Source organism: Ruegeria sp. H8 (genome assembly GCF_056532905.1).
This window is the reverse complement of sequence record NZ_JBQFNY010000002.1, coordinates 277,541-297,261: the sequence shown is the minus strand read 5'-3', so window position 1 is coordinate 297,261 and position 19,721 is coordinate 277,541. Positions and strand designations below refer to the sequence as shown.

At 58.6% G+C, this 19,721-nt stretch carries 25 protein-coding genes and 2 tRNA genes; 9 read left to right on the top strand and 18 right to left on the bottom strand.

Annotation, left to right across the window (positions count from 1 at the left end; all coding sequences use genetic code 11):
• Genes nirB through ACR0A2_RS07840 form a run of 3 tightly spaced genes read left to right on the top strand, consistent with a single transcriptional unit; the run spans nucleotide 1 to nucleotide 5,425 of the window.
• Nucleotides 1-2,436 (top strand): nitrite reductase large subunit NirB, encoded by a 2,436-nt coding sequence (gene nirB / locus ACR0A2_RS07850; protein ID WP_480834663.1) that lies wholly within the window; start codon nucleotides 1-3, stop codon nucleotides 2,434-2,436.
• Nucleotides 2,433-2,765, top strand: a complete 333-nt coding sequence (nirD, locus tag ACR0A2_RS07845) for a nitrite reductase small subunit NirD (protein ID WP_170713628.1) — start codon at nucleotides 2,433-2,435, stop codon at nucleotides 2,763-2,765. The genes nirB and nirD overlap by 4 nt, the downstream gene beginning before the upstream one ends.
• A complete protein-coding gene (locus ACR0A2_RS07840) occupies nucleotides 2,765-5,425 on the top strand; it encodes a molybdopterin-dependent oxidoreductase (protein ID WP_480617889.1) in 2,661 nt (886 codons plus the stop codon). The genes nirD and ACR0A2_RS07840 overlap by 1 nt, the downstream gene beginning before the upstream one ends.
• A gap of 137 nt (nucleotides 5,426-5,562) precedes the next feature.
• On the opposite strand, the gene ACR0A2_RS07835 is transcribed toward ACR0A2_RS07840, so the two are convergent.
• Entirely contained in the window at nucleotides 5,563-5,697 is a 135-nt protein-coding gene (locus ACR0A2_RS07835) for a hypothetical protein (RefSeq protein WP_480617888.1), read from the bottom strand.
• A 406-nt stretch (nucleotides 5,698-6,103) separates the two neighbouring features.
• Here ACR0A2_RS07835 and ACR0A2_RS07830 point away from each other — a divergent pair, with 406 nt between their 5' ends.
• Nucleotides 6,104-6,358, top strand: a complete 255-nt coding sequence (locus tag ACR0A2_RS07830; RefSeq protein WP_480834662.1) for a hypothetical protein — start codon at nucleotides 6,104-6,106, stop codon at nucleotides 6,356-6,358.
• A 95-nt stretch (nucleotides 6,359-6,453) separates the two neighbouring features.
• On the opposite strand, the gene ACR0A2_RS07825 is transcribed toward ACR0A2_RS07830, so the two are convergent.
• The 16 genes from ACR0A2_RS07825 to ACR0A2_RS07750 all read right to left on the bottom strand — a co-directional run bounded on the left by ACR0A2_RS07825 (nucleotide 6,454) and on the right by ACR0A2_RS07750 (nucleotide 15,791).
• A tRNA-Phe gene (locus ACR0A2_RS07825) sits at nucleotides 6,454-6,528 on the bottom strand.
• A 79-nt stretch (nucleotides 6,529-6,607) separates the two neighbouring features.
• Entirely contained in the window at nucleotides 6,608-6,790 is a 183-nt protein-coding gene (locus tag ACR0A2_RS07820) for a DNA gyrase inhibitor YacG (RefSeq protein WP_480834661.1), read from the bottom strand.
• The gene (locus ACR0A2_RS07815) at nucleotides 6,787-7,809 is read right to left on the bottom strand and encodes a ribonuclease E/G (RefSeq protein ID WP_480834660.1); all 1,023 of its coding nucleotides are present in this window, start codon (nucleotides 7,807-7,809) and stop codon (nucleotides 6,787-6,789) included. The genes ACR0A2_RS07820 and ACR0A2_RS07815 overlap by 4 nt, the downstream gene beginning before the upstream one ends.
• Nucleotides 7,806-8,384 (bottom strand): Maf family protein, encoded by a 579-nt coding sequence (locus ACR0A2_RS07810; RefSeq protein WP_480445929.1) that lies wholly within the window; start codon nucleotides 8,382-8,384, stop codon nucleotides 7,806-7,808. The genes ACR0A2_RS07815 and ACR0A2_RS07810 overlap by 4 nt, the downstream gene beginning before the upstream one ends.
• A gap of 11 nt (nucleotides 8,385-8,395) precedes the next feature.
• Entirely contained in the window at nucleotides 8,396-8,614 is a 219-nt protein-coding gene (gene infA / locus ACR0A2_RS07805) for a translation initiation factor IF-1 (protein WP_005978431.1), read from the bottom strand.
• A gap of 91 nt (nucleotides 8,615-8,705) precedes the next feature.
• A complete protein-coding gene (locus ACR0A2_RS07800; RefSeq protein WP_480834659.1) occupies nucleotides 8,706-9,581 on the bottom strand; it encodes a carbon-nitrogen hydrolase family protein in 876 nt (291 codons plus the stop codon).
• 67 nt (nucleotides 9,582-9,648) lie between these two features.
• Complete coding sequence (locus ACR0A2_RS07795; protein WP_152458857.1) at nucleotides 9,649-9,918, bottom strand: DUF4242 domain-containing protein; 270 nt, start codon at nucleotides 9,916-9,918, stop codon at nucleotides 9,649-9,651.
• A gap of 63 nt (nucleotides 9,919-9,981) precedes the next feature.
• The gene (locus ACR0A2_RS07790) at nucleotides 9,982-10,575 is read right to left on the bottom strand and encodes a GNAT family N-acetyltransferase (protein WP_480834658.1); all 594 of its coding nucleotides are present in this window, start codon (nucleotides 10,573-10,575) and stop codon (nucleotides 9,982-9,984) included.
• Nucleotides 10,568-10,966 (bottom strand): ketosteroid isomerase-related protein, encoded by a 399-nt coding sequence (locus ACR0A2_RS07785; RefSeq protein WP_480834657.1) that lies wholly within the window; start codon nucleotides 10,964-10,966, stop codon nucleotides 10,568-10,570. The genes ACR0A2_RS07790 and ACR0A2_RS07785 overlap by 8 nt, the downstream gene beginning before the upstream one ends.
• 2 nt (nucleotides 10,967-10,968) lie before the next feature.
• Nucleotides 10,969-11,421 (bottom strand): arsenate-mycothiol transferase ArsC, encoded by a 453-nt coding sequence (locus ACR0A2_RS07780; RefSeq protein ID WP_171118521.1) that lies wholly within the window; start codon nucleotides 11,419-11,421, stop codon nucleotides 10,969-10,971.
• A gap of 3 nt (nucleotides 11,422-11,424) precedes the next feature.
• Complete coding sequence (locus tag ACR0A2_RS07775) at nucleotides 11,425-11,904, bottom strand: UPF0262 family protein (protein ID WP_480834656.1); 480 nt, start codon at nucleotides 11,902-11,904, stop codon at nucleotides 11,425-11,427.
• A gap of 98 nt (nucleotides 11,905-12,002) precedes the next feature.
• Complete coding sequence (hisD, locus tag ACR0A2_RS07770) at nucleotides 12,003-13,304, bottom strand: histidinol dehydrogenase (RefSeq protein ID WP_480834655.1); 1,302 nt, start codon at nucleotides 13,302-13,304, stop codon at nucleotides 12,003-12,005.
• A gap of 61 nt (nucleotides 13,305-13,365) precedes the next feature.
• Nucleotides 13,366-13,887 (bottom strand): GNAT family N-acetyltransferase, encoded by a 522-nt coding sequence (locus tag ACR0A2_RS07765; protein ID WP_480445937.1) that lies wholly within the window; start codon nucleotides 13,885-13,887, stop codon nucleotides 13,366-13,368.
• Complete coding sequence (locus ACR0A2_RS07760) at nucleotides 13,888-14,364, bottom strand: DUF2948 family protein (RefSeq protein WP_152458869.1); 477 nt, start codon at nucleotides 14,362-14,364, stop codon at nucleotides 13,888-13,890.
• A complete protein-coding gene (gene murA, locus ACR0A2_RS07755) occupies nucleotides 14,361-15,629 on the bottom strand; it encodes a UDP-N-acetylglucosamine 1-carboxyvinyltransferase (RefSeq protein ID WP_480445939.1) in 1,269 nt (422 codons plus the stop codon). The genes ACR0A2_RS07760 and murA overlap by 4 nt, the downstream gene beginning before the upstream one ends.
• Before the next feature lie 6 nt (nucleotides 15,630-15,635).
• On the bottom strand, nucleotides 15,636-15,791 hold the full coding sequence (locus tag ACR0A2_RS07750; protein ID WP_170346170.1) for a hypothetical protein: 156 nt from the start codon (nucleotides 15,789-15,791) through the stop codon (nucleotides 15,636-15,638).
• An 83-nt stretch (nucleotides 15,792-15,874) separates the two neighbouring features.
• On the opposite strand from ACR0A2_RS07750, the gene ACR0A2_RS07745 reads away from it, so the two are divergent.
• A tRNA-Thr gene (locus ACR0A2_RS07745) sits at nucleotides 15,875-15,949 on the top strand.
• Nucleotides 15,950-16,061: 112 nt separating this feature from the next.
• On the top strand, nucleotides 16,062-17,069 hold the full coding sequence (locus tag ACR0A2_RS07740) for a site-specific integrase (protein WP_480834654.1): 1,008 nt from the start codon (nucleotides 16,062-16,064) through the stop codon (nucleotides 17,067-17,069).
• Between the two features lie 426 nt (nucleotides 17,070-17,495).
• Here the strand turns inward: ACR0A2_RS07740 and ACR0A2_RS07735 are convergent, their stop codons facing one another.
• On the bottom strand, nucleotides 17,496-17,780 hold the full coding sequence (locus tag ACR0A2_RS07735; RefSeq protein ID WP_480834848.1) for a hypothetical protein: 285 nt from the start codon (nucleotides 17,778-17,780) through the stop codon (nucleotides 17,496-17,498).
• Between ACR0A2_RS07735 and ACR0A2_RS07730 the strand changes: the two genes are divergently transcribed.
• The 3 genes from ACR0A2_RS07730 to ACR0A2_RS07720 all read left to right on the top strand — a co-directional run bounded on the left by ACR0A2_RS07730 (nucleotide 17,697) and on the right by ACR0A2_RS07720 (nucleotide 19,412).
• Complete coding sequence (locus ACR0A2_RS07730; RefSeq protein ID WP_480834844.1) at nucleotides 17,697-17,972, top strand: hypothetical protein; 276 nt, start codon at nucleotides 17,697-17,699, stop codon at nucleotides 17,970-17,972. The genes ACR0A2_RS07735 and ACR0A2_RS07730 overlap by 84 nt on opposite strands.
• A 118-nt stretch (nucleotides 17,973-18,090) precedes the next feature.
• Nucleotides 18,091-19,230, top strand: coding sequence for a hypothetical protein (locus ACR0A2_RS07725; RefSeq protein WP_480834653.1), 1,140 nt, complete (start codon nucleotides 18,091-18,093; stop codon nucleotides 19,228-19,230).
• Entirely contained in the window at nucleotides 19,230-19,412 is a 183-nt protein-coding gene (locus ACR0A2_RS07720) for a hypothetical protein (protein WP_480834652.1), read from the top strand. Before ACR0A2_RS07725 ends, ACR0A2_RS07720 begins: the two co-directional genes overlap by 1 nt.
• The last annotated feature ends 309 nt before the right edge of the window (nucleotides 19,413-19,721 follow it).

The window sequence follows — 19,721 nt, the reverse complement described above, 5'->3', positions numbered from 1 at the left end:
ATGAAACAAAGACTTGTTGTGATCGGCGCAGGCATGGCCTCGGGCCGGGTGCTGGAACACCTGACTGACGCCGCGCCGGATGCGTTCGACATCACCCTGTTCAACGCCGAGCCCCGCGGGAACTACAACCGCATCATGCTGAGCCCGGTTCTGTCGGGTGAGAAGACTTATAAAGAGATCGTCACACATGATGACGCCTGGTACGCCGAGCGGGGGATTGCTTGCCGGTTCGGTGAGAAAGTTGCAAAGATCGACCGCGAGATGAAAGTTGTCGAGGGCGAGCAAGGACACCTTCCCTACGACAAGCTGGTGATCGCGACTGGTTCGAACCCGTTCATCATCCCCCTGTCCGGTCATGATCTGGACGGTGTCATCGCCTATCGCGACCTGGAAGACACCCAGCAGATGATGGACATGGGCCCCGACAACAAGGTCGTCGTGATCGGTGGCGGCTTGCTGGGGCTTGAAGCTGCGGCGGGCATGGCCGCGCACGGCGTTGACGTCACCGTGGTCCACATCATGGGCCACCTGATGGAGCGTCAGCTGGATGAAGCCGCAGGCTACCTGCTGAAGAAGTCGCTGGAAGACAAAGGAATCAATATTTGCCTACAGGCGAACTCCAAGGAAATCCTTGGGCAAGATGGCAAGGTCCGCGCACTTTTGCTGGACGACGGGACCGAGCTGCCCTGTGATCTGCTGGTCATGGCCGTTGGCATCCGTCCCAATACAGCGCTGGCGCAGGAGGCCGGTCTGGCCACCGGGCGTGGCATTCATGTGGACGACCAAATGTTGACCTCGGATCCGGATATTTACGCTGTGGGTGAGTGCGTCGAGCATAACGGAGAGGTCTTTGGTCTTGTCGCGCCGCTCTACGATCAAGCGAAAGTGGCGGCGCATGCCTTGTTGGATAAAGAGGCCGCGTTTGAGCAAAAAACTCTTTCAACGAAGTTGAAAGTCACCGGCTGCGATCTGTTCAGCGCTGGCGATTTCGCAGATGGACCGGGGCGTGAGGATATCGTTTTCCGCGACCCATCGCGGGGCGTCTACAAGCGTCTTGTGATCGAACAGGACCGTCTGATCGGCGCTGTCATGTACGGTGACACGGCCGACAGCGGCTGGTTTTTCGGCCTGATCAAGGATGGCACCAGCATCGAAGACATGCGTGAGACGCTGATCTTCGGCCCGGCCTACCAGGGGGGCGACACCGCGGACCCTCTCTCAGCCGTTGCAGCATTGCCGCCTGAGGCGGAGATTTGCGGCTGCAACGGCATATGCAAAGGCGACATTGTCGAGGCGATCCATTCAGGGGCTGGCGATCTGGGCGCGGTGCGGGCAAGTACCAAGGCCAGCGCTTCCTGCGGAACATGTTCGGGTCTGGTCGAACAGGTCCTGCAGGTCACTTTGGGCGATGCGTTCCAGATGCCAGCGGCACAACCGATCTGTGGTTGCACCGACCTGACGCATGAAGATGTACGCCGTCTGATCAAAGGGCAGGAACTGAAAAGCCAGGCCGCAGTCTGGCAGGAACTCGGCTGGAATACGCCCAACGGCTGTCATGTCTGCCGCCCGGCGATCAACTATTACCTTCTGGCGGATTGGCCACTGGAATATCAGGATGATCCACAAAGCCGCTTCGTTAACGAACGCAAACACGCGAATATTCAGAAAGACGGTACGTTCAGCGTCGTGCCGCGCATGTGGGGCGGGATCACCACCCCCGAAGAACTGCGTGCCATCGCTGATGCCGCCGACAAGTACGACGTGCCAACCGTAAAGGTCACCGGCGGCCAACGCATCGATCTGCTGGGCGTGAAGGGTGAAGACCTGCCTGCGATCTGGTCGGATCTGAACAGGGCCGGTCTGGTCTCGGGTCACGCCTATTCCAAGGGCCTGCGGACGGTCAAAACCTGCGTCGGAACCGATCATTGCCGGTTCGGCACGCAGGACAGCACCGGCCTCGGCATCAAGCTTGAGAAAATCCTGTGGGGGTCTTGGACTCCGCATAAGCTGAAGCTGGCCGTGTCGGGCTGTCCTCGCAACTGCGCTGAGGCGACTTGCAAGGATATCGGCGTTGTCTGCGTGGACTCAGGCTATCAGATCAGTATCGGAGGGGCCGCCGGTATGGACGTGAAAGAGACCGAATTGCTGTGTCAGGTCCAGACCGAGGGCGAAGCGATTGAGGTGGTGATGGCCGTCACGCAAGCCTATCGCGAAGGCGGCAAATATCTGGATCGATTGTATAAATGGCTGGGTAAGGTCGGCATGGACTGGGTCAAAGCTCAGGTCGTGGACGACCTTGAAAACCGCACCGGCTTGGTCGCCAGGTTCGAGCTGTCGCAAAGCATTTACCGTAAAGACCCGTGGGCCGAACACGTCAAAGAAAAAGCGCAGACCTACGCGCCGATTGCAGATTTCACACTGGAGGCAGCGGAATGAGCTGGATCGACATCGGACATATCGACGAGGTTCCCTTGCGCGGGGCGCGGTTGGTGAAAACCCATATCGGCTGCATCGCCGTATTCCGTACTGCTGAGGCTGAAGTGTACGCCGCAACCAATAGCTGCCCCCATAAGGGTGGCCCTTTGTCTGAAGGCATCGTCCACGGCCAGTCGGTCACCTGCCCCCTGCACAACTGGGTTTTCGACTTGAATACGGGCGAGGCTCAGGGCGCAGATGATGGTCGCATCACCACCTACCCCGTACGTTTGGAAGATGGGCGCATCCTGCTTGACGACAGCGCCGTCACCCGGCGGAGTGCGGCCTGATGGACGGAACTAGCCTGCCAGAGGTCCGGTCAACATGTGCCTATTGCGGCGTCGGCTGCGGTGTTCTTTTGCGCCCCGATGGTGCCGGTGGTCTGACAGTGCGAGGCGACCCGGACCACCCGGCGAATTACGGGCGTCTATGCTCGAAAGGGTTGGCTTTGGACGAAACCGTGGGTCTAGACCACCGGTTGTTGACCCCACGCGCGTTCGGCCAGGACACCAGTTGGGATAAAGCACTGCAATTGGTTGCCGATCGCTTTTCGACCACGATCAGAGAGTTCGGACCGGACAGCGTAGCTTTTTACGTCTCGGGCCAATTGCTGACCGAAGACTACTATGTTGCCAACAAGTTGATGAAAGGCTTCATCGGCTCAGCCAATATCGACACCAATTCGCGGTTGTGTATGGCGTCAACTGTAGCCGGGCATAAACGCGCCTTCGGAACCGATACAGTGCCCGGAACTTATGAAGATCTGGATCACGCTGACTTGGTTGTGCTGGTTGGTTCAAACCTTGCCTGGTGTCATCCCGTTCTCTATCAGCGGGTCATGGCGGCGCGTCAGGCGCGTGGCACGAAGATCGTGGTCATTGACCCACGCCGCACAGCGAGTTGTGATCAGGCGGACCTTCATCTGGCGCTTCAGCCAGGCAGCGATGTAGCGCTTTTCAACCGATTGCTTTGCAGAATTCACCACACCGGCCATGTATCCGCCGAATTCCTGGAACGAAGCAATGGGTTCTCTGAAGCCCTCGAACTGGCGCAGCTTGACGATCCTGACGAGACGGGGCTCAGCCCATCTGAGATTGAGGCGTTTTGCGATTTGTGGATCGGTACTGAGCGGGTCGTTACGGTCTTTAGTCAGGGTGTAAACCAGTCTTCCAGCGGTACCGACAAGGTCAATGCGATCTTGAATTGCCATCTGGCCACCGGTCGAATTGGTCGCGAAGGGATGGGGCCGTTCTCGGTCACAGGTCAGCCTAACGCCATGGGCGGTCGAGAGGTGGGTGGTCTGGCCAATACGCTCGCTTGCCATCTGGACATAGAAAACGAGGACCATCGTCAGGCGGTGAAACACTTTTGGAATTCGCCCAACATCCCTCGGAGGCAAGGATTGAAAGCTGTCGATCTGTTCCGATCCATCGAAGACGGTCAGATCAAGGCGCTCTGGATCATCCACACCAACCCTGCGGCTACCATGCCGGACGCGGACAGAGTGAGCGCAGCTATCGAAAACTGCCCATTTACAGTTGTCAGCGACCTTACCGCGCGGACAGATACCGCGCGTATCGCAGACGTGCTGCTGCCAGCGGCGGGATGGGCAGAAAAATCGGGGACTGTAACCAATTCAGATCGCACGATAAGCAGACAACGTGCCGTTTTGAGGCCTCCGGGGCAAGCCCGCTCGGACTGGGATATCTTGGCCGAGGTCGGCCGTAGGATGGGTTGGGAAGAGGCATTTAACTACGACTCTCCGGCGCAGATTTTCAGAGAATACGCGAGCATGACCTCACTTGCGGCGTCTTTTGGCAAGGACTTCGATATTACCGAGTTGTCCGACATTGGGGATGAAGACTATGATTCGCTGAGCCCCACACAATGGCCAACGACACTTGGTGCGACCGACAAGCGGTTCTTTGGCGATGGACAGTTTTTTCATCCTGATGGCAAAGCGCGTATTGTTCCGGTTTCTCACAAGCCGCCCAAAGTGAAAACCTGTGCACAATTCCCGTTTCTTTTAAACACAGGGCGAAACCGGGATCAGTGGCATACCATGACACGGTCAGGTTTGTCGCCTCGTTTATCAGCCCACCTTTCCGAACCTTATGTTGACATGAATCCAACGGACGTTGATCGGTTGGGCCTTAGCGCCGCAGATTTGGTACAACTCGACAGCTCAGTTGGAAGCGGTGTCTTTCGCCTTCGAATCTCGGAAGCTGTCGCGCCCGGGCAAGTGTTCGCACCAATTCACTGGACGGGTGAAACGGCACCTTCAGCCCGTGTGGATGTGCTTGTTCCAAGTGTGACTGACCCGATATCTGGACAGCCTGAAAGCAAGGCGACGGCTGTTTCTGTGCGGCGTCTGAATGCTTCCTGGTACGGCTTCGCCATTTCCGTCGATGCGGCCTTGCCTACGGCAGAATACTGGGCAATGAGCAAAACGGACAAAGGCTACAGGATGGAGTTGGCAGGTAAGCAGGACATCGACGATTGGGAACACAAAGCCCGCGAGTGGTTTGGACTACCTGATGCCATGGTGACTTCAATCGAAGACCCCAAGCGCGGCTCGCATAGGATCGCGCTGTCAGACGGACAGCGCCTCTTGGCAGCGCTTTTCGTCTCCCGCCAACCTATCACTCTGATGCGAGACTATTTGGCAAGTTTGCCTGAGGTTTCGCTCATCCAGATACTGTCTGGCCGGTCATCTGCTGCTTCTGAAGATTGTGGACCAATTATCTGTTCGTGTTTTGGGGTCGGACTAAAAACCATCATCGACGCCATTCGCGACAAACGTTTGATTGATGTGAACAATATCGGAGATGCCCTTCAAGCTGGAACAAACTGCGGTTCATGCCGGCCAGAGTTGGCTGAATTGGTCGCGGAGCATTCGAAGTTGAAACGCAATACACCGAAGAGTTTCTCGCAAGAACAGTTAGGATAGACCCGGGTTTTGGAGCTGGACGGCAGTCTGTTTTGGTAGGTTATCAAGGTAGGAGCGGTTTCTACTCACTCGATACCCAAAACCTGGTTGAGCGTGATTCACCGGTTCGGGCAATTCGGTGGAAGGATGGCGTCGTCCTACGCTCCAAGCGCCAATATATGCTTACTGAGCAATTTCGTGTCCTGCGACCTCAGATGAAACCAATACTCATCCAGTTGATCAGCAGCCTTTCTTGCCTTCGCCGCCACGATGTTCGCCAAATGAGTACGCAAAGAAAATGCAATTCGAGAAGACGAATAGTAGCGGCAATACTCTTTGGGAACGCGGCACTATAGTAAAACACACCATCTTTTACGAATTTGTACTTGGGTGAAAGGATCTCTGACATGGTCCACGGCTCCACCCTGCCGTTTAAAGCTCGATTTAAACCAAGGGTTTACCTGAGGAAGTGGTGCCGGGGGCGGAATCGAACCACCGACACGAGGATTTTCAACACGGACTCAGTTCGTTGAAATCATTGCTGAATTTCCGACACTCGCCCGACAAGTGGATTAAACGTCCTCTGGGATACCACCAAATATACCCCCAAAATCAAACGCTTCTGTTTTCAATGACTTATGCACGGATTTTGGAGACTAAAGTGAGACTTTTGCGGATTTGTGGTAATATGATACCCATATGACTGACGTTCAAAACTTATGTGGAAGCACTGTTTCCAACCGTGAAGCGGAAGTAGATTGTCGAGAGTGCGCTCGTCGTGAGCGTTTCAATCGTCGCAACAAAACCGTCTATGTAGGCCGCGATGGCTGGCCTGTTACCGGCGTCATCAACCGCCCAATCAGAACATTTCTAAGACGACTGATACTCACCAAAAAGAAAATGAACTATGGAGACTGGCTAGATGAGGGTCACTGCAAAATAGATTTCTCCTAAAGTCAGAGGCTGCTCAGCAAGTTGCGCCTGTAAAATCCAAGAGACTACCGCGAGACTAGTGGTAGTCTCTTTGTCGTCTAACTCTCTGATTTTAATGGTGCCCGGGGGCGGAATCGAACCACCGACACGAGGATTTTCAATCCACTGCTCTACCCCTGAGCTACCCGGGCACGGGAACGACGTTCGTCGTTGGGTGGGGGCCTTCTATGACTTGCTACCAGCGGTGTCCAGAGGCTTTTTTACATTTTTTCAATGTGGTCGCTTTGGTGTAAAGTCCTGCGTGTCATCCTCGGCTTCAAGGTCCTCTTCGCGCTGCGACGGAACCGAGTAGGACCCGTTCAGCCACTTGGCCAAATCAATGTCCGCACAGCGCCTGGAACAAAACGGACGAAACTTCTGCTCGGTCTCGGCACCGCAAATCGGGCAGTTCATTTCAGGATCTCCATCACGGGAACGCGACCACGCTTTCGCTGCAATTCAAAGTGGCCCAGCGGGGTCCAGCCTGCAAGAATCGTCTCGTCCGGGTCTGATCTGAACGCGGCGCGTAAAGCGGATTCAAACCCGCGGCGATCCTTCTTTGGCATGGGAGCGAGGTCCAGCGTAATCTGACCAGCCAGCCCACGTACGCGCAAAGCACGGGGCAGCATCTTGGCGCAGGCGAAATTAGCCTTGGTGCCCGCCGCGAGCGAGGTGTCCGCTCCGGTGTTCACATCCACGGCGACCAATGCGCGTGTGGGTTCGATGTAAAGATACCCTCCGCCCGGCAAAGGCTCGGACGCTCCACGCACGGTATCCAACGCATCCAGAACGCCGTGGGTTTCGAACCCGCCCTCCTGGGTCACGACTTCGGCCGGGTCGGTCCAGTCGCGCCAGGCAAGGATATGGGGGCCGTCACCCTCGCTGAGAAGTTCAGGCTCGGTCCCGTCGTCATTCATCACCTGCTCGGCCTGCGTCAACATGGCCGAGATGTCTTCCGAGATCTCTTCGGCATCCGCACCCGCGCAGCAGGAGCGCAGGATCAATCCATAGGCGCTGTCACCCATCTGCTCGTGTGCGATTTCAAGCAGTTGATCGCGTATGTCCTCGTCCTTGATACTGCGCGAAATGTTCAGGCCCGGAGCGTCCGGCGTAACAATCGCATAGCGGCTTTTGAAGAGGATGCGATTGCTCACCGGTATGGCTTTGCCGGGCTCGGCAAAGCCGGTGACCTGTACCAACAACAGGGCACCGGGAGCCAAGCCTTTGACTTGTCGCAGGAAAGCAGGGCCATCTGGCGTGGTCAGGAACATCCCGCCCTGCCCCTTGACCGGACGGTCAGCGCGGGCGCGGTAGATCGTGCCGGGCGCGGGTGCGTCTGCGGCGATCAAGAAGTCATCCAACTTGCCGTCGACCATCAGCGCAGCCGCTTCGCGGCCTTGGATGTGGTCCAGAACAATGGTGCGACCTTTCATGATGCCTCTCGATACAGTGGATAGCCAATGCCTTGCAGCAAGGCCGCGGTCTCGGACAGGGGCAGGCCAACGATGCCGGTAAACGACCCCGAAATCCATGGAATGAAAGCCCCGGCAGGCCCCTGAATCGCATAGGCGCCTGCCTTGCCGCGCCAGTCTCCGGTCGCCAGATAGGCGTTGATCTCGACATCCGACAGACGTTTGACCTTGACCTGTGAGACGACATCACGCTGTAGCACACGGTCTCCGCGCCGGACCGCAACCGAGGTGATCACGCGGTGACGGCGACCAGACAGGGAATGCAGAAACTCCGCCGCCTGCCCCGCATCCTCGGGCTTTCCCAGAATCCGGCGCCCCAAGGCCACGGTGGTATCTGCACAGAGGGTAACGTCGTCCCTATCCGCTTGAACAGCCTGCACTTTTTGGCGCGTGATGCGGTGGCAATACGGAACCGGAAGCTCGCCCTTCAAAGGCGTTTCGTCGATGTCAGGAGGGCAAATGGCATCGGGCCGCACGCCAAGCTGGGCCAGCAGGTCCAGCCGTCTTGGGCTGCCCGATCCGAGAATGAACGCCATTGCGGCAGGCGTTACTTGAAGCGATAGTTGATCCGACCCTTGGTCAGATCATATGGGGTCATCTCGACCTGAACCTTGTCGCCGGCCAGAACACGGATGCGGTTCTTGCGCATCTTGCCTGCCGTATGTGCGATGATCTCATGGCCGTTTTCCAGCTCGACCCGAAACGTCGCATTAGGCAGGAGTTCCTTCACGACACCGGGAAATTCGAGCGTATCTTCCTTGGCCATGTTGTCTCCATCATTGCGTTGCACCCGCAGAATCTGCGGGGGTGTGCGCTTAAATGAGCCTATTTCGGCCTTATTTCAAGGGCGGAATCACCTAAAGAGCAGATATTGTGACCGATTCGACTCGGGCGGCCTGTTCCTCCCAATGGGTTCGGTTTAGCACGTGACCGTCTGCGCGAACCTCGGCGATGGCGGACAGGTCGACATCCGCATAGGTCCAGCCCGGCTGATTCAAAGTGCCTTCGGCCAGCACACCGGTGGCCGGGAACCCTTTGTCGGGCGGGCCAAAGACGCCTCCGGTCCCGGTGTTCTTATCCACCGCCTCCGACCACTCGTTGTTCCCGACCAGCGAGGCCATGACCGTAACGCATTGATTTTCCAAAGCTCTTGACATTGCGCCGATCCGCACGCGCCAGTAACCCGAAAGCGCTTCGGTACAGGATGGCGCAAGAATCAGGTCTGCCTCGCTCAGCGCGCGGCCCAGCAACGGAAACTCGCTGTCATAACAGATCAACACACCGATCTTGCCCAGCGAGGTGTCGAACAGCTTGAGCGGACCGCCCGGGGCGATGTCCCAATCCTCGCGTTCGAACCGGGTCATGATCTGTTTGTCCTGATGGTCGAAACTGCCATCCGGCGCGTAGAAGGCGGCGCGGTTCACCGGTCGCCCGGTTCCGTCAACAACCGGCGCGGACGCACCCAGAATGTAGGTTTTGCACGTCTTGGCGAGGCGGGTGTGCAGGTTTTGTACATCCTCCATCCGGTCGGACACGGCCCGGATCGAACGCTCCAGATCGCCGGCAACCTCGGCCCCGTCCAGGGTCGACAGCTCCATCGCGCCGTATTCGGGAAAGACCAACAATTCGGCCCCCTGCCCTGCGGCCTGGGACACCCACCCCTCAAGCTTGTCTTCGTATTGTGCCCAGCTATCCAACCAGTCGAGATCATAGGCGGCAGTTGCGACTTTCATGGCAGCGTCCCCGTGCGGTCAAATTCGCATGACCTTAGTCGCGGACGCAGACCGGAGTACAGCCCAATTACCCTGCGGTCGTCGGATCGATGATCGTGGTCACTTCGGTGATCGTGTTGGCCGGGAACCCGCTGAGTTCCGCATGCTTGTGGATCGCGTCCTCGCTCTCGGCCAGATAGATGCAAAAGGTCTTGTCACCAGCAACATAGGAATGCTCCCACTGTACGCCGGGTATTTGCGCCAGCGCTTCGTTCGACTTCGCAGACGCGCCGCACAGTTCGTCACCGGACATGGAACCGACACCCGGAAGATCGCGTTCGATAACATAGCGTTTCATGGCAATTCCCCCACAGAAAACCCAACACTACCATGATTCGGGAATTTTATCTGCGTTTGGCGTTCAGAGTTCACGAATCCAGAACTGCAACGGCTTCTGGGTCTCGCCCTCTTGCCCGATATCTTTCCACGAAAACTGTGCGATCGCACCGGGCAATGGTTCGTACCCCCGCGCGCGCCAGAAGGCATCCAGCGGGCGGTAATTGTCGGGCCGCATCGGATGATCTGCCGGGCGTTGCACGCCGCAGAACGCGCATTTGGTGAAACCCAGGCTGCGGGCGTGGGCTTCGCGGGCGTCGAAGAACCTGTGGCCGACACCCTGCCCGCGATAGTCGGGCAACAGCACCGATTCGGCGCAATAGAAGATGTCGTTCAGATCAAGCCCGGCGCCCTCGAAGGCCGCCGCGAAATCTTCGGCGTGGTCGGTCAGAGGAGCGCCGGTTGACGCTCCGATCAGGCGGTCGTCGTCGAATGCGCCCACCACGATGGCCTTGTCGCTGTCGCGGTAGGATTGCAGGTATTTCCGTTCGTATTCGAGGTCGCCATCGTAAAGATACGGCCAGGCATGAAACACCTTGATGCGCAGCCGGGCGACGTCATCCAGGGCGGCTTCCAGTGCCGCTCCGGTCAGGGGGCGGACGGCGGTGACCTCAGCCATTCGAGACCTGTTTGGTCCAGTCCGCCAGGTTGTAGAAAGTGGTGACGCGAGTGATCTTGCCATCCTTCAGGTCGAAGAACGAACCGGCAGGCAGGCGGTACGTCTGGCCATGCGCATCCGGGAGGCCGTCATCGGTTTCCAGATAGGTTCCGTTGACGATGAATTCGGCTGCTGCGCGGGTGCCGCCTTCGGCTTCGAACACGACGATGTCGGTCAGGTTTTCTTTGTAGCAGCGGTTCATATGCGCGCAGAACGCGGCGAACTTGTCCTTGCCAATGCGGATCTGGCCTTCGTTCACGTGATGGGCCACGTCATCGTACAGGCAGGCCAGCATGGCATCCACGTCACCGGCATTGAAGGCTTCGAAATAGGTTTTGACGGTCTGGTTCATGGTCACTCCGTAGGTTCGCCCCAGCGGTCTTTCAGGTGTTTGATGATCTGATCGCGGGTCTGTCGGTAGTGATGTAGCTTTTCTTCGCGGGTCTCGCCCAACCCGGTAGGGTCCATTATTGGCCAATAATCGACATCGAGGTGAAAAACCCGGGTCAATTCCAGCGCCCGGCGCTGACTGGCGGGCGAAAGCGCCACCACCAGATCGAACGAGCTGAGATCGTCGCCCCATTCCTGCATCTCGTCAAAGGACCGCGAGCGATGACGGGACAGTTCCACACCCACCTCGTGGCAGGCCGCGATGCAGAACCCGTCAATTTCCAGATCGTTGTGCACGCCTGCGGACTGCACATAGGTGCCCGTGCCGTAAAACTTCTTCATCAGCCCCTCGGCCATCGGAGATCGAACCGAGTTGTGGTCGCAACAGAACAGGACCGACTGCGGCAGAGGCTTCACCCGTCAGCCCCCGAAATGCAGCACGCAGATCAGCGTGAACAGGCGCCGGGCCGTATCGGTATCCACTTCTGCCTTTCCCTCCAGCCGTTCCTGTAGCACGCGGCTGCCTTCGTTGTGGATGCCGCGGCGGGCCATGTCTATGGTCTCGATCTGGCTGGGAGGCAGCGACTTGACCGCGTCGAAATAGCTTTCGCAGATCTGGAAGTAATCCTTGACCACCTGCCGGAACGGGCCAAGCGACAGGTGAAATTCGGCGGCTTTTTCGGCCTGTTCCGTCGCGATATCAAAGACCAGCCGTTTGTCGCGGATCGACAGCTGTACGTGGTAAGGCCCATCAGGAATGACGCGGTCATCCCGATTGGGCAGCGAAAAGCTGTTGTCTTCCAGCAGATCATAGATGGCAACCTTGCGTTCCTGCTCGATCTCAGGGGTCGGCGGCGGCAGGTTTCGGTCATCCAGTTCGATATGCGAAATGCGGGTCATCTTTACGGCTACAATCCTTTTGTCAGCACAGACCTATATCAACGGAATCCAGTCGGCAACGCAGAGAAGCGCCATAAACGTCCGGTCTTTGCGTCATTTCAGCCATTCAGGCGGTTCAGACGCGCTGTGACAGAAAGGCCGTGCGCCTCGAGGCTTTCCGATTGCGCCAGCTGTTCAGCGGCGGGCCCGATGGCGCGCAGGGCCTCGGGGGTCATCCGGCTGAGCGTGGTGCGTTTGAGGAAATCCATCACGCTGAGCCCGGACGAGAACCGCGCGGACCGGGCCGTCGGAAGCACGTGGTTGGGGCCGCCGACATAGTCGCCGATGGCCTCGGGCGTGTACTGGCCCAGAAAGATGGCCCCGGCGTGGATGGTTTTTTCGCTCAGCGCCACCGGGTCTGCGACGCAAAGCTCCAGATGTTCCGGGGCGATACGGTTCGACAGGATTGCAGCCTGGTTCAGATCACGGACGGTGATGATGGCGCCGAAGTCGCGCCAGCTGGCCCCGGCGATGGCGCGGCGCTGCAAGGTTTCGAGGCGTTTTTCGACCGCCTTCGCGACGCTTTGGCCAAAAGCGGCGTCATCCGTGATCAGAATCGACTGCGCGCTTTCGTCGTGTTCGGCCTGGCTGAGCAGGTCCAGCGCGATCCAGTCGGGGTCGTTGTCCTTGTCAGCGATGACCAGGATTTCCGATGGGCCCGCAATCATGTCGATGCCGACCTTGCCGAACACCCGCCGTTTGGCCGCCGCCACAAAGGCGTTGCCCGGGCCGGTGATCTTGTCGACCGGCGCGATAGTGTCGGTGCCATAGGCCAGCGCCGCCACGGCCTGCGCGCCGCCGATGCGATAGACCTCGTCCACGCCCGACAGTCGCGCGGCCAGCAGCACAAGCGGATTCACCTGCCCGTCCGGCGTGGGCACAACGATGGCCAGCCGTTCGACCCCCGCCACCTTGGCCGGGATGGCATTCATCAGAACCGAAGACGGGTATGAAGCCAGCCCGCCCGGCACATAAAGCCCGGCGGCTGAAACGGCTGACCAGCGCCAGCCCAGTGTGGCCCCGGCCTCATCCGTCCAGCTTTGGTCGCTGGGCATCTGACGTTCGTGATAGGCCCGGATTCGGGCGGCGGCCAGCTCCAGCGCCGCGCGGTCTTCGGCCCCGACCTGCGCCACCGCGTCTGCGATCTCCTGCGCGCTGAAGGCAAGTGTTTCGGGCGTCAGCTCCAGCCGGTCGAATTTCGCGGTCAGTTCGATCACCGCCGCGTCGCCCCGGTTGCGGACATCGTCGATGATCTGCGCCACAACCGCGTCCACATCCGGGCTGTCCTCGCGCTTGGCGGACAGCAGAGCCTGAAAGGCGGTTTCGAAATCGGGTGATGTGGCGTCAAGGAAAACAGGCATGATCTGGCACTCCGGGCGTTGCGCCACGGGACATATCGCCCACGGGGCGCGGCCTCAACCCTCAGCCCTGGGGGTGCAGCGATTTGCGCATGGCAAAGCAGGTCAGATCCTGACTGTCACTGCATTGACCGGTAACCTTCCAGCCGTGGCGCAAATAGAATTCCCGGGCGGTTTTCGTGCCGTCCAGATGCACCTCGGTACAGCCCCACGCAGCTAGTTGCCGTTCCAGCCGGTTGAGCAACGCGGCCCCCACCCCGCTGCCGACGTGATCCGGGTCAACATAGAGCAAGGTGATCTTGCCGGTTTCGAACAACCCACCGACCGCGGCCACCCGCCCTTCACGCTCGGCCAGCCAGATCTGTGATCCCGGCTTGAACCAGCCCCGGATGGTCGCCGGGTCTTTGTTCGCGGTCCATTGTTCCAGATGGTCGGGATCGTTGTTGTGATCGGCCACACAAAGCTGCGTGATCGACCGGATCAGCACGCGGCTGATGTCGAACACATCGAACACCGTCGCCGGACGCAGGGCAATACCCTCGGGCACATTTGAAAACGCCTGAGAAATGCCGCGCTTGTTCTGCATCTATTCGGGGTGCTGCGGCGCCCGGCCGGATGGGGCCCGATACGGGCGCGTGACGTCCTTGAGCGTGGCATCCAACGCCTCGACCTTCAGGCGGATCGCGCCGTCACCCGCCAGGGTCAGCAAGACCTGGCCCGCGCCATCCTCGCCGGGTTCGAACTCGACGGACAGCAGCGACATGACCATGTCCTTCTCGCTGCGATCAATGCCCTGGCTGGCCACGGACAGAACGGAATCGAAGACCAGCACCGACTGCACCCGTTCAAACGGGCGGTCACGGCGGGCGGCGGCATCCTTGTCTTCCCAGCGAAAGCGGTTCAGCAACAGGCCAAAGCGGCGGTGCGACGGTTGCCATTTCATCTCGGTCACGGGAAAAACCGCATCCTGCACGAGGGTCGAGATCACCTTCAGATCTTCTGCATCCTCAGCCCCCAAATTCAGCGGGGCTTCGCGCCCGTCTTCAAAACTTGCGTCCGTCATTCGCCTTTGATCCGTTCGATTTTTGCGCCCACGCCTTCCAGCTTGCGAACCACATGTTCATATCCGCGGTCCAAATGATAGACCCGGCTTACCGTTGTCTCACCTTCTGCCGCCAATCCGGCAAGGATCAGCGACACCGAAGCCCGCAGATCCGTCGCCATCACTGGGGCGCCTTTCAGGGTTTCGACACCCGTGACGGTGGCGGTGCCGCCGTGCACCTCGATATTCGCACCCATGCGCACAAGTTCCGGGGCATGCATGAAACGGTTTTCGAAAATACGCTCTTCCAGAACCGAGGTGCCTTCGGCCGTGCACATCAGCGCCATCATCTGCGCCTGAAGGTCGGTCGGGAAACCCGGGAAAGGTTCGGTCACCACATCCACAGCCTGCACCCGGCCGTTCTTGCGCGCCACTTTCAAGCCGTTTTGGGTTTCGGTGATACTGACCCCCGCCGCGTCAAGCTTGGCCGCGAAGGATTCAACCAGCGCCATGCGCCCGCCCAGCAGTTCGACCTCGCCGCCGCAAATCGCCGGGGCCAGCATATAGGTGCCCAGTTCGATCCGGTCGGTGACAACCTGATGGGTGGCACCGTGCAGCCGGTCGACACCCTGAATTTCTATGGTCGAGCTGCCCTCGCCCGAAATCTGTGCACCCATCTTGCGCAAGCATTCGACCAGATCGACGATCTCGGGCTCGCGCGCGGCGTTCTTGAGCACCGTGGTGCCCTTGGCCAGCGTCGCCGCCATGACGATGTTTTCGGTGGCCCCGACCGAGGCAAAGCGCATCTCGTGCACCGCCCCTTTCAGCCCTCCCGGAGCCCTGGCGTGCAGATACCCGTCTTTCAGCTCGATCTCGGCGCCCAGCGCCTCGAGCCCTTCCACGTGCAGGTCCATCGGACGGGCTCCGATCGCGCAGCCACCGGGCAGAGAAACGACCGCTTGTCCAAATCGCGCAAGCAAAGGTCCCAGCACCAGATTCGAGGCACGCATCTTGCGCACGATGTCATAATCCGCCGTTTGGCTGGTCAGGTTATGGCTCGACATCGCGATCACCTGACCATCTTGCAGCGACGACACCTCGGCCCCCAGCGATTGCAGCAGAGCCGTCATGGTCTTGATGTCGCTGAGACGTGGTGCGTTGGTCAGCGTCAGCGGTTCTTCGCTCAGCAAGGTCGCGGGCATCAGCGTCAGACACGCGTTTTTGGCCCCCGCAATCGGTATCTGACCGTTCAGCGGGCCGTTGCCCGTCACCAGAATCGAATCCATCTGCTCTTATCCCTCGTCCTTGTCGGCTTTGTCCCCAGAGGCCGCCCGCGCCTTGGCCTGCGCCTTGCGCCGCGCCATATTGGCCTTCAGCGCCGCTTTCAGCCGCTCTTCGCGCGCATCCCCGGATTTGCCTTGTTTTTTGGGTGAATTTTTATCCGTCATGATCTTTCTCTACAGGAGGCGAAAAAAACCGTCCAGACACCCTTGCGCCGCGTTTCGTTTGAGTCTAATCACCCGCCCACAGCGCTGCTGTAGCTCAGAGGTAGAGCACTCCCTTGGTAAGGGAGAGGTCGAGAGTTCAATTCTCTCCAGCAGCACCATCACTTCATCAACAAACACAACAGGTTGCAGCATGGACGACACCAACTCCGTGTCGACGTGCAGCAGCGTTGTCACTCCTGCGTCACTCGCACAACAATGGAGACATGCGAGATGGCAACGATCAGGAAGCGCGGCAACAAGTGGCAGTGCATCGTCAGACGCGATGGCAGAACGGCGAGCAAGTCGTTCGTAAAGCGTGCCGATGCAGTGAAGTGGGGCAACACAGTCGAAGCGCAAGCCGATGCAGTTGGTGGAACGCTGCCGACACGCGCACACGCCGAGGCAGACACTGTGCAATCAATCACGCTGGCAGAAGCACTGGTTGCGTTCCGAGACACCGTTGTGCCGACGCACCGCAGTTCTGTGAACGAAACTGCAAGCATCAACGCGATGTTGCGGCGTGATGGTTGGCTCACTCGCACCAACCTGACCGAGTTGTCGGCAGCGCAGGTGTCAAAGTGGCGTGACAGGCGGTTGAAGCAGGTGGCAGCATCAACAGTGGTACGTGAGTTGACACTGTTGCAAGGCGCAGTTGGCAACGCTCTCGACACGGGCACTGTAAACGTGGTGCAACAGATCAAGCGACCTCGCGTTGATGATCGGCGCGAACGCAGGTTGCGGGCAGACGAGTGGCAACGGTTGATGCAGGCATGCGACCGCGACCGCAACAAAATGCTGCGTCCGTTGCTTGTACTGGCAGTTGAGACAGCGATGCGACGTGGCGAGTTGCTTTCAATGGAGTGGAAGCACGTTGATCTGGACAGATGCACGGTACTGTTGGCGAGAACAAAGAATGGACGCGCGCGCACAGTGCCTCTTTCGCCTACCGCTGTGGACGTGCTGCGCCAGTTGCCACGCATTGATGACCACGTGTTCCCACTGAGTGGTGACTGCGTGCGGCAAGCTTTCGAGCGAGTGCGTGAACGTGCGCAGGTCGATGACATCAGGTTTCACGATTTACGCCATGAGGCGGTCAGTCGACTGGTTGAACGTGGCCTGTCACTCGTAGAGGTGCAGCAAGTAAGCGGACACCGCACGTTGCAGATGCTTCAACGCTACGTTCATTTGCAGGTGGCGGACGTGGTGGCGAAACTGCACGCGCCGCACGCTGCTGAGTGACGCCGCATGCAACTACATACACAACATGTTGCGTGATTTTGGAGAAACCCTCTCGCCAGTCACAAAATGTGGATTTCTTGCTTGACCATCATCTACACATTTGCGACACTCTTTTCCAGATGCCACGAAAGAGATGATGGCACGGACCCAATGACCAATCGGAGTTCGTGCATCAATGGCAGACTACCTGACTTCCCGACAAACCGCCGAACGTATCGGCATCCACAAAACCACCTTGTTGAGGCGACTTCATCGCGGTGATCCAGTTCCGCCTGTTGTTCGCTTCGACGACCGCACATTGCGCTGGCCCACCTCCCAGGTCGACGCTTGGCTACGTGACCGAACTCTACATCAGACACGGGAGGTGGCACGATGAACCCTCTCGCGCAGATGTTGAGCAAGATCGATGTACATCCTGATGAACGGTCAGACTTGGACCGCATCGCCCGGCGCTTCGACCGTTTCACGGACGACGGGAAAGGTTGCATTTTGCTGACAGGTGCGACCGGGCGCAACGACAGACCTACGATGCGTCTTCACGGGCAAACCCAGAGGATTGCCCGGGTGATTGTCGCGCTGCGAGACCAAAAGCCAATCCATGACGGTTGGAAGTGGCAGACGCGGCACTTGTGCGGAAATCCAGCCTGTTGCAATCCCGACCACCTGACCTTTGGCACTCAGCAAGAGAACGAAGCTGACAAACTGCTCCACGGAACTCGAAATCGCGGTTCGCGCAACGGTCGCAGCAAGCTGTCAGAGGCAGTCGCGCAGGCAATCCTGAACTCTGAGGGAACGCATGAAGAAATCGGGCAACGGTTCAACGTGTCAGCCTCTCACGTCGGAAACATCAAGAGTGGCCGCACTTGGGCGCACCTTCAAGAAGCAAGGCAGGCATTTGAATGATCACACTTCGAACGCGCGTAAGGTGGAACCAATCGGACCGATGGTCAAATGACAAGCAGCCAGCGGGAACTGCCGCCAGGGTGAGTTGCCGATCCCAGAAAACCGAAAGAGCAGGCTGATGGTGAGTGAACCCCAAGCAGGCCCAACAGGTCGAAATCCAGATTTTGAAACAAACCTCACTCAAGCTGTTCGTTTGCATCAGAAGAAACCTCAGTTGCGGGCGAATGATCCTTGTGAGAATTGTTTCAATCTCACCCTCACGACGGAACCAGTTCCTCAAACATTGGAATTCATCGGCCAACTTCCGAAAGTCACCACCGAAGTGATTGATGGAGAGACCCACCACAAAATGCGCTCGGACTTCGGCAAGCCAAAATGCGCATCAATCACATTCGATGCGGCTTTGGTGATGCGAATGTTTGCTTGGCCGAGACTGCGGATGCTGGTGCTGTTTGCTCTCGCAATGCAGACACGACCGCTGACGCAAGCTGACATCACCATCCATGCCAGCATCGATGAAGACGGAAAAGCGATGCCGACTGACATGCCGACTTCGCACCGATGTCGTTACACAATCCTGTCTGCTCCGGTGGTTGCAAACAAAGCGATGCCAGAAGATCTTCTTCGGGTGATGACACCAGATGTAGACCAAGTCGTGCATCAGCTGCGCTTGCTGGTCGCAGACGCGGGCTTTGAAATCGATCCAGCAATCTTCGCGTCAGTGTCGGCTTCGTCGGTCCCGACGCTGGCCGCAATCGCACACGAACTCGCGGCTCTCCAAGCTGAGGGTATCGTCGGTCCGCTTGATCCGAAGGGAAAGGCACAGTTGAACGGAAGGCTTGTCTTCAACGGCAATCCGGCTGTCCGAACGCTGTTACCTGAGATGGTGAGGCCCGCGCCGGGTAACACCTTCAGCGTAAATCCAGCACATGCAGTTGACCCAAACAAAGCGCCGCCCGAGGGATGCTTCAAGTCCGGCAAAAGGAAAGCCGACAGCATCGCGGCTGAGAGGCGAAAGCGACAGGAGTTTCAGCGCGAAATCGAGCACGATGCCGAGACGATCACCCGTTTGCACACAGAGAAGCGCAAGACGGAAAGGGAGCGGGATGAAATGATGGAGATTGCTCTGGATGAGGCTTTGAAACGAGAGGCCGCGCAACTCAGCACTGACGGGGTCAGTCCGGACGTGCATCATGATGCGGACAGCGGCACGGGTTCGATCGGCCACGCGGTGCCCTCGGCTCAGGAGTTGGCGTGATGAGGCGAAATCGATTGCGACTACAGCGACCGCTCAAGGTCTACGAAACGCCGAGCCAGAAGCTGCGCAAAGGCTTGGCGGAACTGCGGCGCAAGAAGATGATCCGGCAAATGGTGATCGATTGCGCGCGCAGGCACGGCATTGTTGTAAATGAAGACGGGTGCACGAAAGATGACCGCTGATCCTCGACCTGACGCGGCACAGCCGCCGAAGACGCCGCCCCCAGGTATCGCACATGCGGTAGTGGACGAGCTGGCAAATGCGCCTGATCTTGTGCGCATGATCCGTTACGACGGCACGATCTACGCGCATGAGTTCTGTCGAGTGTGCGGGATCAAACCCAACACTTTGCGAATGTCGCGTCTTCGCGGAAAGGGTCCACCTGCGCGACGCGTATCGAACAATCGTGTTGTGATTTCTTTACGGGATGCGGCGATTTGGTTACAGGCGACTGGGCGGTACAGTGCGGCCATCATGTTGGCGGAGTGGTT